The organism is Halodesulfurarchaeum formicicum, from assembly GCF_001886955.1.
Taxonomy (GTDB): domain Archaea; phylum Halobacteriota; class Halobacteria; order Halobacteriales; family Halobacteriaceae; genus Halodesulfurarchaeum; species Halodesulfurarchaeum formicicum.
The window spans coordinates 130,747-144,438 of sequence record NZ_CP016804.1 but is presented as its reverse complement, the minus strand read 5'-3'; the positions used below and the strand labels follow the sequence as shown (position 1 = coordinate 144,438).

The following is a 13,692-nucleotide window of genomic DNA, read 5'->3' as shown; positions in this document are numbered from 1 at the left end:
GGCGAAAGGTAATTACAGCTGTATACAGTTTGCATACACATGAGCACGTCACTTCGGGTTTCCGAGGAAACGAAAGCCATCCTCGAACGGCTGAAACGGGAGGACGAAACCTTCGACGAACTGCTGGCACGGCTTGCAACGAACGAACAGCCGATCAACGTCGGTGCCTGGAGTGAGGAGCAGGCAGACCACGCACGAGAGGCTGTGAAACGCTCCCGGGAGAGTTTCGAGCGATAATGTTCCTGGACTCCTCGGTTATCATCGACATGCTCGAAGGCGTGCCGGCGGTCGTCGAGTACGTCGAAGATCGCGGACAGCCCTACCTCACGTCCACACTGTGTGTGTTCGAGGTCATCAATGGCGAAGTCGGCTTCGGGGCCACAGATGTCGTCGCGATTCGCCAGGAGTTCGGTGGGGTTCGAGCGCTCGATCTCACTGAACAGATCGCCCTGGAAGCAGGCCGGATGCAGAGCCAGTTGATGGACGACGGGGAGCGGATGGCGACACGGGATCTCTTGATTGCCGCGACAGCCCGATCGACGGGGGACGAACTCGTGGTCTCCGATGGGGATTTCGAAACGCAACTGCTCGCGGATCTGATGGACGTGACCTATCTAGGCGAATCGTAGTGGTGGCGACTCTTCTCGATCGTCTGAATTGAGGTGTATCGCAGCCGGTTTCAAGCGATTTCAAAGGTCCAGGACTGCTCACGATAACACGCCTGCGGTCCACCGTCAAGCACGCTCACCGAGCGCGAAGCGCTCGGGCCGAGGAACCCCCGAAGGGGGTGACGACGGCTTTTGGTCTGCTCACGAAGCGAAGCTTCGTGGCAGTGCCAGACCGCTTTGCGGTCTGGCTTGCAGTCAGAAGCAGCGCTTCTGACGACATCCAGCAGGAGCTCCGCTCCTGCGCGACAGATTTTGCCAGCGAGGTCGCTCCGCGACCGAGCGCAGCAAAAGGTGGGTGTGAATGGGCCGGCGCGAATTTGAATCTCGGTCACAAATCAAAGATTTGTTCCCTGATTCAAATTCCCGTGGCAATTTCCCACCGCCGAGGGACTCGCGGCGCGACCTGCCGGGTCGCACCGCTCGTCGAAAAAGCGGTGGGAAAATGGGCCGGCGCGAATTTGAATCGCGGTTACGGCCACCCGAAGGCCGAAGGATACCAAGCTACCCCACCGGCCCGCATCCAAAGCGAAGGCACGACACGGGTTTAACGTTTCGAAAGCGCCCTAGAACGAGTAGCCGTCGGTGTCCAGATAGTTGTGCACGACCGAAATCGTGTGATCGGCGTGCAGGGCTTTGGGCCCCACGCTGACCCGGTAGTCGGCGTACTCCCTGAGAAGCTCGCTCTCCGCAGCGGTGAAATCGAGGTGATCCGAGAGCACGAACGCCGGATTCTCCGGCGGCTCGACGCTCGCGAGCGGGTCCCCGTCCTCGTGGAGCTGGACGATCGCTCCCTCGCGGGCCGCCGCCTTGAGCACCGGTTCGAAGCCCCGATTCGAGACGTAGATCCCCGGGGTCGATTCGACCTCGCTGTGGCCGATGGCGTCCGCCCGGGCCTCCAGGGCCTGGCGCAGCAGGCTGGCGATGTTCCGCTCGTCGGGGTTCATGTAGCGGAGCTCCACCCCCTCGATCTTGATCGTGACCGTATCCGAGAGCACCAGATACACCCGGACGTTCTCCCGGATCGCATGCGAGAGGAAAAACGCCGAGTTGACACACCGGGCGAGCACGTCCAGGCGACCCGCCCCGCCCGCGAGGTCGTCGAGGTCGAAATCCGGGTCCGTCGGGGCGGTGTGCCCGAGGACGATGAAACGGCGCATACCCTACCCACGGGGGCCGCTCACGAAGGCGTTTCGCCTCTGACGGCCTGGCGCTGCTCGGAAATGAGATCGAGTTCGGGCTCGACGTCCCCCAGCACCAGCAGGGCCCAGTACCGGAGGTAGGTCTGGACCGGCACCTGGACCAGCGCCCAGGCGACGATCCCCACGATCGCGAAGGGGATGGCGAGAAGCCCGGCCCAGAGCGGGCCCGCGGCGATCAACACCGCCACGACCGGCAGCGCGACTGCAATGCCGATCACCGCCATGGCGATCCCCACGACGATCCCGATCCCGATCATCAGGAAGAGCCCGACGAGGAGATAGACCAGAAAGTCCTTCCAGGCGGCCTTGAAGACACCCCAAAACCGCTTCCAGGCCGAGATGACACCCCGATTCTCCAGGAGCATGATCGGGGCGACGAAGGCGGTCGTGAACACATAGACGATCGAGCCGAGGATCCCGAAGACCAGCAAGACCGGCATCACGAGCAGCAGAACCAGAAGCGGCCCGCCCGGGGCGACACCGGCGAGGATGGGACCGAGGGTGAGCAGGAGCACGGTCCCGACGATCAGGAGCGTGAGCAGGCCGAACACCAGGCGGAACGCGAACAGCCGCGTCCCGAGTCCCTGGAAGGCACTCACATACCGGCGAACCCGTACCTCGTCGGTTCGCAGCGATTCGAGGAAGGCAAACTCGAAGGTCGCCGCGAGCCACTGGACGACGAGCAAGACGAGAAGCCCGACCAGGGCCACCAGCGCGATGACACCGAGATGTTGTGAGAGCAGGGCCCCGAGTTGGTCCATCGTGAGGTCTCCACCCGGGGTCTGCCCGGGGGTAGTCCCACCGTTGAAGGGCATCTGGACGTTCCCCGACGGGGCACCGCCACCGCTAGTGCCCGCGACGAACACCGAGAGGAGCGCCAGTCGAAGCCAGCGTCCCCACTCGATGGGGAAGAGAAAGGCACGCGTCGCTCGATACGCGTCCGAAAGGTCATCGACTGCGTGGAGGGCCATCGTGTGGACCGTCAACCGGCCAACACATAGATGTACCTCTTGAAACCGGACCGAAGCATACGAACCCCTGCCTGCGTAACGGGAGAGCATGACGCTACTTCGGGACGCGGCGGCGGTCCTCGAGAACGGGCCGGTCTGTGATCCCTGTCTGGGGCGGCCCTTCGCCGACCTGAGCCACGGCCTGACGAACGCCGAACGGGGCCGGGCCCTGCGGGTCGCCGTGGCCCTCGACGCGGACGAGCCCTTCGAGCCGAGCGAGGAGTGCTGGGTCTGTGAGGGGGAGACAGCGGCCTTCGAGGACTGGGCCGATCGAGCCGTCGAAGCCATCGGCGACGTGGAATTCGAGACCTACCAGGTCGGGACGCGTCTCCCACCGCTGATCGAGGAGAACGAGACCTTACTTCGGGAACTGGCCGGGCTGGACGAAGCGGCCGGCGAACGGCTCGGGTCGGAGATGAACCGCGAGGTGGGCAAGCGGGTCGGACAGCAGACGGGAGCCGAGGTCGACTTCGGACGGCCTGACGTGCAGTTGCTCCTCGACGTCGACGCTGGAACCGTCGACGTGACGATCAACTCCGCGTTCGTCTACGGCCGCTATCGCAAGCTCGAACGGGGGATCCCACAGACCGAGTGGCCCTGCCGGGAGTGTCACGGCAGCGGCACCCGAGCGGGCGAACCCTGTGTGTACTGTGACGGAACCGGCTATCAGTACCCCGAGTCGGTCGAACAGTTGACCACACCGCCGGTCGAGGCGGCCATGGACGGCCGCGACGCGACCTTCCACGGGGCCGGTCGCGAGGACATCGACGCCCGGATGCTGGGGACCGGTCGGCCGTTCGTGATCGAGGTCGCTGCGCCACGGGAGCGATTTCCGGACGTCGATGCGCTCGAAGCCGAGATCAATGACTTCGCCGACGGCAAAGTCGAGGTCGAGGGACTACGACTCGCGACCTACGAGAGTGTCGAGCGGGTGAAACGCCTCCCGGCCTCCAAGACCTACCGGGCGACGGTGAGCTTCGAGGAGCCGATCACCGAGGACACACTCACGGCGGCACTTGAGGCCCTCGACGGGGCGACCATCGAGCAGGAGACCCCGACCCGGGTCGACCATCGCCGGGCCTCGAAGGTCCGGACCCGCTCCGTCTACGCCATCGAGGGTGACCTCGACTCGCCGACCGAGGCCACCGTCGAGATCCACGGCGAAGGCGGACTCTACGTGAAGGAACTGGTCAGCTCCGACAACGGGCGGACCGAACCGAGCCTGGCCGGCGAACTCGGGGTGTCCTGTCACGTCACCGCCCTGGACGTGCTCGCCGTCGAAGGCGAGGACGAATCCTTCGAGGACGAGGCCTACTTCCGGACGGCCCCAAGTCCCAAGAGCTAACCCGGCACCGAGCGAGGAAAGCGTATGCCCTTCGGGGTCGACGAGGCTGGCAAGGGACCGGTGCTCGGTTCGATGTTCGCGGCCGCTGTCGTCGCCGACCCCGAGGATCTCCCGGACGGGATCGCGGATTCGAAGACACTTACCCCACAGCGACGGGAACGGCTCGCGGCGACACTCCGGGCTGCGGAGGCCATCTCGATCGGCGTCGCGGAGATCCCGGTCGCGAGGATCGACGATCCCGAGACGGACATGAACACCCTGACCGTCAGCGCCCAGGCCCAGGCCATCGACGCGACCGGGGTGAGCGGAGAAACAGGGTACGTCGACGCCGGGGACGTTGACGCCGAGCGGTTCGGGCGACGGGTCGAGAAGCGAGTTGACACGGACGTGCGGATTCAGGCCGAACACGGGGCCGACGAGACCTATCCCCTAGTCGGGGCCGCAAGCGTGATCGCGAAGGTCAGCCGGGACACACATGTAGCGGCGCTCCGTGCCGAGTACGGGACCGACCTCGGCAGTGGCTATCCAAGCGACGAACGCACCCGATCGTTTCTCGAAGCCTACGTAAAGCGAACCGGCGAATTACCCGACTGCGCGCGTCGCTCCTGGCAGACGAGCAGTGATATTCTTTCAGCGGCCACCCAGACTGGCCTCGAAGACTTCGATTAGTCCTCGGAGACGACCAGGTGGCGCAGAATGTCACCGTAGGCCGGGCGGGTGATGAAGACCCCGATGAGGACCCCGACGATGGTAATGATGGCAAAGCCGGAGAGATCACCCAGCGAGAGCACCGTGAGCGGACTCATCGCCACGATGGTCGTGGCGGCGGCCGCCCCGATCACCCAGAAGGCCTTCCGGAAGCGACTCTGGAAGACCCGACCGGTCGCCACGTTCCCCTGCTGGAGGATCTCGTCGGCGATGATCACCAGGTCGTCCACCCCCGTCCCGATGACCGCGATGAACCCGGCGATGTGTGAGAGATTGAGCGGGTACTGGACGAAGGCGACGAAGCCGAGCAGGAGATAGACCTCCGAGAGGGCGGTCACGACCATCGGCGCGGCCACCTCGGGCCGACGATAGCGGCCGTAGACGACCAGGCTCACCGCGATGACCGCCAGGATACCGACGATCAGCGAGTTGCTCTTGAACCGGTCAGCCAGCGCGGGCGAGAGCGAGAGGCTGTCGGAGTTCTCGAAGTCCAGCGGTGCCGGCAGTCGCCCGGCCTTCAGGCTGAGTTCGAGGTTTCGGGCCTCCTCCATCGAGGTGGTGGTCATGGTGAAGGTGGGGCTCTTGGCGAAGTCGCCACTCCGGAAGTCCTCGCCCAGTCCGGGCTCCACGCCCCCGACGAAGACGGGGTTCCCGTTCAGCGTCGTGACCATACAGTCCCCCTCGATGCTCTCGATCGAGTCGTGCTCCTCGGCCGCTGCGGTACAGGTCGAACCGTCGCCGAAGCCGAGTTCGACCATCTCCTGGGAGAAGGACTCCGCACTCGCCTCCGCGATCGTGACCTGCACGCCAGGTTCACCGTCCTGGTTTGTCGTCGCCGACCCGACGCGGGCAAACTCGTCCTGGTTCAGGACCTGTGTCGGCTCGTAGGCACCGCTCTCGTTCTGCGAGACCGCGTAGATCCGGACGACACCGCGGTCCTCCAGAATCCTGACGAGTTCCTCACGGTCCCGATCGGGGGCCGTGATACTGATAACCTGTCGTCCACCAAGCGTGATCTTCTGGACCGAACCCCCGCTGAGTGCGGACTCGCTTAGCTTCTCCTCCACGCGTTCGACGAGATCGGTGGCCGTCTCATCGGTCACTCCGTCCCGGACCGTGCCGGGGTCATAGCCCTCAGCTTCGAGTGCGCTCCGCAGTTCGTCCCCAGAGACGTCCTTCGTGAACACTTCGACGGTGTTGGTCTCGTTTGCGACCCGGATGTCGATCGGGTCGATTTCCAGGCGATCGGCGAGTGAGGCCGTGAGGGCCGTCTCCTCCTCGACAGAAACGCGCACCTCCTCGGCCGTGATCCCGACCGGTGGGGCCCGAATTCGGGTCCCGCCGCTGAGTTCGATACCGTACTGCAGGTTCGTCGTCGCGTCCGATTCGGCGACCTGTTCTCCAGTGCTGCCGGCCGGGGCCCCCGGGACGAACAGCGCGACCGAACTCAGGACGACCAGGACCACGAGCAGGACCAGGCGCCAGTTCTCGCGGATGGCGCTCATCGGGCCACCCCCTCGTACTTGTACCAGCGAAGCAGGGAGACGTTGAACATGTACGTGTTCAGCAGATCAGTCGTGAGTCCGATGACCAAGATCAGTCCGATCGAGGCCATGAGGTCGATCCCGAAGAACGTCGCGGCGACGGCCATCACGGCCATCGCGGCGATCGAGGTCACGGTCATTGTCACCCCGGTCTGCATCGCCCGGTAGGTCGACTCGTAGAAGTCCCCGGAGCGTCGGAGCACGTGGTTGGTCAACAAAATGTCCGAGTCCACGGAGTACCCGATGAGCATCAACAGCGCCGCGACGGTCCCAAGCGAGAGTCTGATACCCAGCAGGTTGAGGACGGCGATCGGAACGAGCATGTCGGAAAAGGCCGAGACCACGATCGCCAGGCTGGGAATGAACGTCCGGAAGAGAGCAAAGGCGAGCACACTCATCCCCAGGAAGGCGATCGCGAGCCCGATGATCGCCCACTTCTTGTTCTCGTCGCCGAAGATCGCGGATGTCTCACCACTCCCGAGGACCGTGAGGCCATCAGCGCTCTCGGCGGTTGCCCTGACCGAATCAACATTCGCCGTCTCGAAGGTCACGACGTAGGTGTTCTGTCCCTCGATTCCCTGGACGGAGACCACCGGTTCGTCGAACTGGGCGGCGATATCCGCCTGTGAAAGTGAGGATTCGACGGTGAGCTCTGAGCCACCGGCGAAATCGACCCCCATATGGGCCGGTGACCCGGTGATCGCCCACATTCCGCCGACGATCAACACGGCGACAACGAGGACCGCCAGCGGGACCGCCACGAGCTGGCGGTTCGAGTACCGGCTGTAATCGACTTCCGGGACCTCGAACTGCGGCATATCGGCGTGTGAGGCGGGGCCCGGGTTAAGACTTCGTATCTCCGTTGACAGTCTCCTCGAGGAACCGATCGGGGAGGCGGGTCTGTACGGTCGACGGGACCCGTTCGAACAGCCACTCGGCGGCCGCGACCATCGGTTTGCGGACCAACGTGTACACGACCGAGACGAGCAGCAGCGCCCAGATACCCAGCGCGATTGGGCCCTCGACGGTGACCAGTACTGGCACAGCCACGATCGCACCCAGCGCGAGGTCCTCGGGCGCGCCGTCGTAGCGCACGTACCGGCGAGGTCGGAGCCATCGCCGGTGATAGTGGCTGTAGACGGCCCGCTGGGAGCGACCCCGCCAGGGGCGGAGTTCGAGTCCACCACCAGCCGCATCCATGATCGAGTGGGCCGCCGCGGCGAGGAGGAAAAGAGCCAGCGCCCAGGCGACCGGCGTGGCGACCACCAGTGCCAGCAAAACCGCTGGGACCGCTGCGAGACCGAAGTAAACTGGATAGTGCAGCGTCCGGCGATGGCCAGCGTACAGGTCCAGGTCGGGAAACACGCCGCCAGCGGCAGCCGCGATAAATCCCAGAAGCGTGACTTCGGGAACCGCCACGGCGGCCGCCGCTGCGATCGCGATTCCCACGAGCGCGTGGGTGGTCGCCATCATCGTGGCCATCCTACAGCGCGAGCGGGTATATGACTGTCGCCTGTTCGAGGTCAGAATGGCGAGTTATAGGCCCCCGGAACTTACAGGCCGCTAGCCGTGCTCCTCACGGGACTCATCCGTGCCATCCAGGTGGCGATCGCCCTGGTCGTCATCTACGGGACGGTGACAATGGATCTGGTCGTCGTCGTGAACGGCCTCCTCGGCCTCGGGACGACTCTACTTCCGACGGGCCTGAAACGGGCCTATGGAGTCTCCTTCCCGACCACAGTCGTCCTCTGGGTCGCCGTCGCGGTCCTCCTCCACACCCTCGGCATGGCGGGCCCGTACACCACGGTCTGGTGGTGGGATCACCTCACCCACACCCTCTCGGCGACGCTGGTTGCGAGTGTGGGCTATGCCTTCGCCCGGGCTTTCGAGGAGCAGGCCCCGGGAATCACGCTCCCTGCGGACTTCCTCTTCGTGTACGTGGTCCTTTTTACGATGGCCGCGGGGGTGCTCTGGGAGGTCCTGGAGTTCGTGGGGCGGCTGCTCGCAAGCTGGCTCGGCCACCAGCCCTTGCTCGTCCAGTACGGGCTCCAGGACACGATCCTCGACCTGCTCTTCGACGCGGTGGGTGCGATCGTCGTGGGCGTGTTGAGCCGCGGCCGGGTCGACTGGCGCGAGACGCCGATTCGGGAGCTGGTGCAACGCACGCGCTAGGGAGAACCGGAAAACGCCTTAGGCCCGCGGTCCACCCGAGGGTATGGAAGTGACCATCGAGAGCGCGCTGGCCGAACACAGCCCTATCGGCGTGCCGCGAGCCGATCTGGAGGAACTCGACGCGGCGGTGCGTTCGGCCGCCGAGCGCATCGCGACCGGTCGGGAACAGGACGAACACGGCTATGCAGCCCTGAATCTGCCCGACGAAACGGACCCGGAACCGATCGAAGCGGCCGTCGAGTCGGTCACACCGGCGGAGAACTGGCTGACGATCGGAATCGGCGGGAGCGCATTGGGCGCGGCGACGATCACCGAGGCCCTGGACGGCGACGGAGCGACCTACTCCCTCGATAACGTCGACCCCGCCGCGATCGAGGCTTTGCTCGCGGATATTGACCTCTCCGAGACCGCGATGAACGTCGTCTCCCGCTCCGGGAGGACCGCCGAGACCCTCGCGAACTTCCTGGTCGTCCGTGAAGCCATGGAGACAGCGGGGGTGGAGTGGACCGAGCGGACCGTCGTCACCACCGGCGAGTCGGGGCCACTCGCGACCCTCGCCGACCGCCACGACCTCCCGACGCTCACCGTCCCGGAGGGGGTCCCCGGACGGTTCTCCGCGCTCTCCGCTGTCGGCCTGGCCGCCGCAGCCTTCCAGGGGCTCGATCTCGAGGCCATCCTGGCCGGCGGTCGCCAGGCCGAAGCGAGCCTCGCGGACTCGCTGTTCGAGTCCCCGGCCTACGCCTACGGCGCGACGATGTACGCCCTCGAAGCGCGGGGCGCGAACGTCGCGGCGATGATGCCCTACGCCGAATCCTTGGAAGCCTTCGCGGAGTGGTTCGCTCAGCTCTGGGCCGAGAGCCTGGGCAAGGACGGGCGCGGGCAGACCCCGGCACGGGCCCTCGGTGCGACCGATCAGCACTCGCAACTCCAGCTCTACCGCGCCGGTCCGAAGGACAAGGTCGTCACGCTCGTGCGCCCACGCGAACGGCCCTCCGTCCCGATTCCGGAGACCGACCAGGACGCCATCGACTACCTTGGCGGCAGCGACCTCCGGGCACTGATCGATGCGGAGTTCGACGCGACCGAGGCCAGCCTCCGGAAAGCCGGCGTGCCGGCCATCCGGATCGAGATCGACGCGCTCGACCCGGCCGGGATCGGCGAACTGCTCTACACGATGGAGGCGGCGTGTATCATGGCCGGCGAACTCGCTGGCGTCGACACCTTCACACAACCCGCCGTCGAGTGGGGCAAGGACACCGCCCGAGCGCTCCTGCGCGGCGAGCAAACCCTCGAAACGGTGGACGGGCTTTCGGTTCGCACCGGGCCCGAGTCCCAGTAACTCATGAGCCGGGATCGCGGAGACTTCGCGCCCGCCCTCGGGTTCGTCCTGGGTGGGCTCGGCCTGGGGACTGGGTTTCTCCGGTGGACGAACCTCGTCGCCGTCGGCCCGGTAGAGAGTCTGCCAGGGGTGCTCTTCGGCCTGCTCTCGCTCGTGGGCTTTGCGGCGCGACGCTACGGAGCCACCGATCGCCGGTGGAGTCTGCTCGCGGGCGTGGGCGCTGGGGGCCTGGCAACCGCCGCCGGGGCCGCGACGCTTCACCCATCGGCGATGGCCGACCCGGGAGTCGGCCCCGGGGTGCCAGTGGCGTTCGTCGTCGGCGTGCTGGGAGTCGGCATCGCCTACGCCGACTATCTGGGACAGGATCGGGCGCAAGTCTTGGTTCGCAGCCACGCCACCTCGACGGCGCTGTTCATCGGACTCACCGGCTTGCTGGTCGGGTTTGCGTTCTCGACGGTCGCCGTCCTGGCACTGTTCCCCGGTGGCTCCATCGCCAGCAACGGGGTTGCGACCGCGGCGTTCAGCGTCGGGCTGGGCGTGGTCGCCGTGGGCTATGTCATCCGGACCGATCGGGGCTGGGACTTCTTCGACGTGGCCTGGCCGACCCGACGGGACTGGCTGTACGTGATCGGGGGCACGATCGCGATGTTCGTGATCCTGGGGGTCTCGGGCTGGCTCGCGGAGCTCGTGGGCGTTCCATCCGTGGAACACGGACTCATCGAGCAGGCCCGGGAGGATCCGGTGATTCTGCTCGCGTTCATCCCGCTCTCGTGGCTCGCGATCGGGCCGGGCGAGGAGCTGCTCTCCAGGAACGTCGTTCAGAAACACCTCTACGACGCGTTTTCCCGCCCTTCGGCAGTGATCGTGGCGACGGTCGTCTTCACCGTGATTCACCTGCCCGCCTATGCGACCGGCCCACCGCCGGCGATCTTCGCGACGCTCTTGCGGCTGTTCGGGATCTCGCTGGTGCTGGGGGTCGTTTACGAACGAACGGAGAACGTCGTGGTGCCCGCCCTGGTCCATGGCACGTACGATGCCATCCAGTTCGGCCTCGCCTACGTGGCGATCACCGCCGGCGTGCTGGGCTAGTTCGGGTTCTTGCGGGCCAGGTCGGCCCCACAGATCGGACAGCGGTCGTGTTTTTCGTCGAACTCCTTTCCACAGCCCTGACACTGCCACAGCCAGTCACGCTGTTCGGTGATTCCCTCCTGGGCGATGACCTCGATGGCCACGTCGAGTGATTCGGCGACGTTCTGGATGGCATAATCGTCGGTCACCAGGGTCCCGTCGAGTTCGAAGGCCGCGGCGAGCAGGCGCAGGTCGGTCTCGGAGAGAGTGTCCAGGTCGCCGGTGGACTCGGCGGCGCGTTTGACCCGATCGAGCACGTCGGGGTCGGGAATGTGGACGTGCATCCCCGCGCCCTCCATCGCGTCGTAGCGATACCCGGCCCCGTCGACCAGTTCTTCCCGAACGGCGGGAATGGTCGCGACGGGTTCCTCCGTGTCGAACTCCTCGATGAACGCCGACGCGTCGAGGACGTACATCTACCGGTCGACGACGATGTAGTCTTTGACCGCCTGTACCCGGGCAACCGGGATCTGGAAGCGGCCCGACTCGTCCTGCGGGAAGTCGACGTGGGCCGAGCCCTCCTCCAAGGGTTCGACCAGGAGGTTCTCGATCCGACCCGATTCCAGGTCCATCGTGACGTTGTACAGTTTTCCGAGTTCGGTGCCGTCGGCCCCCATCACCGACTTGCCGGAGAGGGTCTCAGCGAGCATATCGGCCATACGCCATCGGACTCGACCCGCGACCATAAATGCCCTGGGCTGCCCGGGCCGGGTGACGATGCTCTTAACTGCCGCCCGTTGATCTGTAGGAGTAACCGGGTTCTTTACTCGCATGTCGCCTGACCCAGCCCAAACCGACGCGTTTCGAACCCCCATCGTGGCCGTCCTGGGCCACGTTGATCACGGCAAGACGAGCCTCCTCGACAAGATTCGGGGCTCGGCCGTGATCGAGGGCGAATCGGGAGCGATCACCCAGCACATCGGCGCGACCGCAGTCCCGCTGGACGTGGTTTCGAAGATCGCCGGCGACCTGGTCGACCCCGAGGAGTTCGACCTGCCGGGCCTGCTCTTTATCGACACGCCGGGCCACCACGCCTTCACCACGCTGCGGGCCCGGGGCGGGGCGCTGGCGGACATCGCCATCCTCGTCGTGGACGTGACCGACGGCTTCCAGCCACAGACCCACGAGGCAGTCTCGATTTTGCAGGACAGCGAGACGCCCTTCGTCGTCGCCGCGAACAAGGTCGATACGATTCCGGGCTGGAATCCCAGCCCCGACGCCCCGATCCGGGCGAGTTACGAGGCCCAGAGCGACCGCGTGCGCGGGGACCTCGACGAACGGCTCTACGAGATCATCGGCGACCTCTCGGATGCGGGCTTCTCCGCGGACTTCTACTGGCGGGTGAAGAACTTCCGACAGAACGTGGGCGTGATCCCGGTGAGCGCGGAGACCGGCGAGGGCATCCCGGACCTGCTGGCGGTCCTGATGGGGCTCTCCCAGCGCTACATGGGCGAAGAGATGGAGGTCGACATCTCGGGCCCCGGTGCGGGCACCGTCCTCGAAGTCACCGAGGAGCGGGGCTTTGGCTCCACGCTGGACGTGATCCTGTACGACGGCACGATCGAGGAGGGCGACGAGATCGTCGTCGGCGGGACCCAGGGCCCGATCGTCACGACTGTTAGAGCGTTGCTCCAGCCACGTGATCTGGCGGAGATCCGCACCGAGAAGCGCTTCGAGCAGGTCGAGTCGGTCTCGGCCGCGATGGGGCTGAAGATCGCCGCGCCGGATCTCAAGGAGGCCCTCTCTGGAGCGCCAGTCCGGGTCGTCGGGGACCGGGAGACCGAGGCCGTCGTCGAGGCCGTCCAGGAGGAACTCGCGGAGGTGGCCGTGAGCACCGAGGAGGAGGGCATCGTCGTCAAGGCCGACACCCTGGGCAGTCTGGAGGCCATCGCCAACTCGCTGCGCGAGGCCGAGATTCCGATCCTCCGGGCCGAGGTCGGGGACATCGCGCCCCGGGACGTGAGTGTGGCATCCACAGCCGACGAGGACACCCACCAGGCGATCCTGGGGTTCAACGTCGACGTACACGACGACGCCGCGGAGTTGGCCGCCGAGTCCGACGTCCGGCTGTTCATGGACGACGTGATCTATCAGCTCATCGAGGACTACGAGGCGTACGTCGAGAACATCCACCGACGGCAACGCGAGGCCGTCTTCGAGAACGTCGTCCGGCCCGCCCGGTTCCGGATCCTCCGGGATCACGTCTTTCGGCAGTCCGGGCCCGCCGTGGTCGGCGTGGAGGTCGCGACGGGCACGCTGGGACGGAACGTTCCCGTTGGCTACTTCGAGAACGGCGAGTTCGAGCGCGTGGGCGTCCTCAAGACGATCCAGGACGAGGGCGAGGACCTGGACGAACTTCGGGCCGGTGAGCGCGCCGCGGTCTCGATCGACGGCCCGACAGTGGGCCGGGACATCGAGGAAGAAGACGTGCTCTGGGTCGACCTCCCCGAGAATCACGCCAAAGTGCTCGAACAGGAACTCCGCGAGGACTTGCCGGCCGACGAGCGGGAGGCGCTCGCCCAGTTCCTGGAGACCCGGCGCGAGCGCGAGCCATTCTGGGGGAAGTAGGCGTTTTGTGT

The 13,692-nt window shown here is 65.9% G+C and carries 15 protein-coding genes and 1 tRNA gene; 8 read left to right on the top strand and 8 right to left on the bottom strand.

What is annotated here, in order from left to right; translation table 11 throughout:
- The first annotated feature begins 39 nt into the window (after nucleotides 1–39).
- Together HSR6_RS00725 and HSR6_RS00720 are read left to right on the top strand one after the other, a co-directional pair.
- Entirely contained in the window at nucleotides 40–237 is a 198-nt protein-coding gene (locus HSR6_RS00725) for a DUF7557 family protein (protein WP_070364133.1), read from the top strand.
- Nucleotides 234–629 carry a PIN domain-containing protein gene (locus HSR6_RS00720; protein WP_071932536.1) on the top strand — a complete coding sequence of 132 codons (396 nt, stop codon included), beginning with the start codon at nucleotides 234–236 and terminating at the stop codon, nucleotides 627–629. Before HSR6_RS00725 ends, HSR6_RS00720 begins: the two co-directional genes overlap by 4 nt.
- A gap of 482 nt (nucleotides 630–1,111) precedes the next feature.
- Here the strand turns inward: HSR6_RS00720 and HSR6_RS00715 are convergent.
- From HSR6_RS00715 to HSR6_RS00705, 3 genes are all read right to left on the bottom strand, one after another.
- Nucleotides 1,112–1,184: transfer RNA gene (locus tag HSR6_RS00715), tRNA-Pro, on the bottom strand.
- Nucleotides 1,185–1,231: 47 nt separating this feature from the next.
- Entirely contained in the window at nucleotides 1,232–1,825 is a 594-nt protein-coding gene (trmY, locus tag HSR6_RS00710) for a tRNA (pseudouridine(54)-N(1))-methyltransferase TrmY (RefSeq protein ID WP_071932535.1), read from the bottom strand.
- Nucleotides 1,826–1,845: 20 nt separating this feature from the next.
- Nucleotides 1,846–2,838: a DUF7544 domain-containing protein gene (locus HSR6_RS00705; protein WP_070364130.1), complete on the bottom strand. Its 993-nt coding sequence runs from the start codon at nucleotides 2,836–2,838 to the stop codon at nucleotides 1,846–1,848.
- A gap of 88 nt (nucleotides 2,839–2,926) precedes the next feature.
- Between HSR6_RS00705 and HSR6_RS00700 the strand changes: the two genes are divergently transcribed.
- Together HSR6_RS00700 and rnhB are read left to right on the top strand one after the other, a co-directional pair.
- A complete protein-coding gene (locus HSR6_RS00700; RefSeq protein ID WP_071932534.1) occupies nucleotides 2,927–4,222 on the top strand; it encodes a tRNA pseudouridine(54/55) synthase Pus10 in 1,296 nt (431 codons plus the stop codon).
- A gap of 24 nt (nucleotides 4,223–4,246) precedes the next feature.
- Nucleotides 4,247–4,891: a ribonuclease HII gene (gene rnhB / locus HSR6_RS00695; protein ID WP_071932533.1), complete on the top strand. Its 645-nt coding sequence runs from the start codon at nucleotides 4,247–4,249 to the stop codon at nucleotides 4,889–4,891.
- Here the strand turns inward: rnhB and HSR6_RS00690 are convergent.
- From HSR6_RS00690 to HSR6_RS00680, 3 genes are read right to left on the bottom strand one after another with little or no spacing between them, the layout of a single operon-like run.
- A complete protein-coding gene (locus HSR6_RS00690; protein WP_070364127.1) occupies nucleotides 4,888–6,435 on the bottom strand; it encodes a preprotein translocase subunit SecD in 1,548 nt (515 codons plus the stop codon). The two genes, rnhB and HSR6_RS00690, sit on opposite strands and share 4 nt — an antisense overlap.
- On the bottom strand, nucleotides 6,432–7,292 hold the full coding sequence (secF, locus tag HSR6_RS00685; RefSeq protein WP_070364126.1) for a protein translocase subunit SecF: 861 nt from the start codon (nucleotides 7,290–7,292) through the stop codon (nucleotides 6,432–6,434). Before secF ends, HSR6_RS00690 begins: the two co-directional genes overlap by 4 nt.
- Nucleotides 7,293–7,317: 25 nt before the next feature.
- Nucleotides 7,318–7,944 carry a metal-dependent hydrolase gene (locus HSR6_RS00680; RefSeq protein ID WP_335589184.1) on the bottom strand — a complete coding sequence of 209 codons (627 nt, stop codon included), beginning with the start codon at nucleotides 7,942–7,944 and terminating at the stop codon, nucleotides 7,318–7,320.
- Nucleotides 7,945–8,043: 99 nt separating this feature from the next.
- Here HSR6_RS00680 and HSR6_RS00675 point away from each other — a divergent pair, with 99 nt between their 5' ends.
- The 3 genes from HSR6_RS00675 to HSR6_RS00665 are packed head-to-tail and all read left to right on the top strand — an operon-like array spanning nucleotide 8,044 to nucleotide 11,074.
- On the top strand, nucleotides 8,044–8,646 hold the full coding sequence (locus tag HSR6_RS00675; protein ID WP_071932531.1) for a hypothetical protein: 603 nt from the start codon (nucleotides 8,044–8,046) through the stop codon (nucleotides 8,644–8,646).
- A 43-nt stretch (nucleotides 8,647–8,689) separates the two neighbouring features.
- Nucleotides 8,690–9,985: a glucose-6-phosphate isomerase gene (locus HSR6_RS00670; RefSeq protein WP_070364123.1), complete on the top strand. Its 1,296-nt coding sequence runs from the start codon at nucleotides 8,690–8,692 to the stop codon at nucleotides 9,983–9,985.
- 3 nt (nucleotides 9,986–9,988) lie between these two features.
- Nucleotides 9,989–11,074, top strand: coding sequence for a CPBP family intramembrane glutamic endopeptidase (locus HSR6_RS00665; protein ID WP_070364122.1), 1,086 nt, complete (start codon nucleotides 9,989–9,991; stop codon nucleotides 11,072–11,074).
- On the opposite strand, the gene HSR6_RS00660 is transcribed toward HSR6_RS00665, so the two are convergent.
- Together HSR6_RS00660 and HSR6_RS00655 are read right to left on the bottom strand one after the other, a co-directional pair.
- Nucleotides 11,071–11,529, bottom strand: coding sequence for an NOB1 family endonuclease (locus tag HSR6_RS00660; RefSeq protein ID WP_070364121.1), 459 nt, complete (start codon nucleotides 11,527–11,529; stop codon nucleotides 11,071–11,073). The genes HSR6_RS00665 and HSR6_RS00660 overlap by 4 nt on opposite strands.
- A complete protein-coding gene (locus HSR6_RS00655) occupies nucleotides 11,530–11,772 on the bottom strand; it encodes a PRC-barrel domain-containing protein (protein WP_070364120.1) in 243 nt (80 codons plus the stop codon).
- Nucleotides 11,773–11,884: 112 nt separating this feature from the next.
- On the opposite strand from HSR6_RS00655, the gene infB reads away from it, so the two are divergent.
- On the top strand, nucleotides 11,885–13,681 hold the full coding sequence (infB, locus tag HSR6_RS00650; RefSeq protein WP_071932530.1) for a translation initiation factor IF-2: 1,797 nt from the start codon (nucleotides 11,885–11,887) through the stop codon (nucleotides 13,679–13,681).
- The last annotated feature ends 11 nt before the right edge of the window (nucleotides 13,682–13,692 follow it).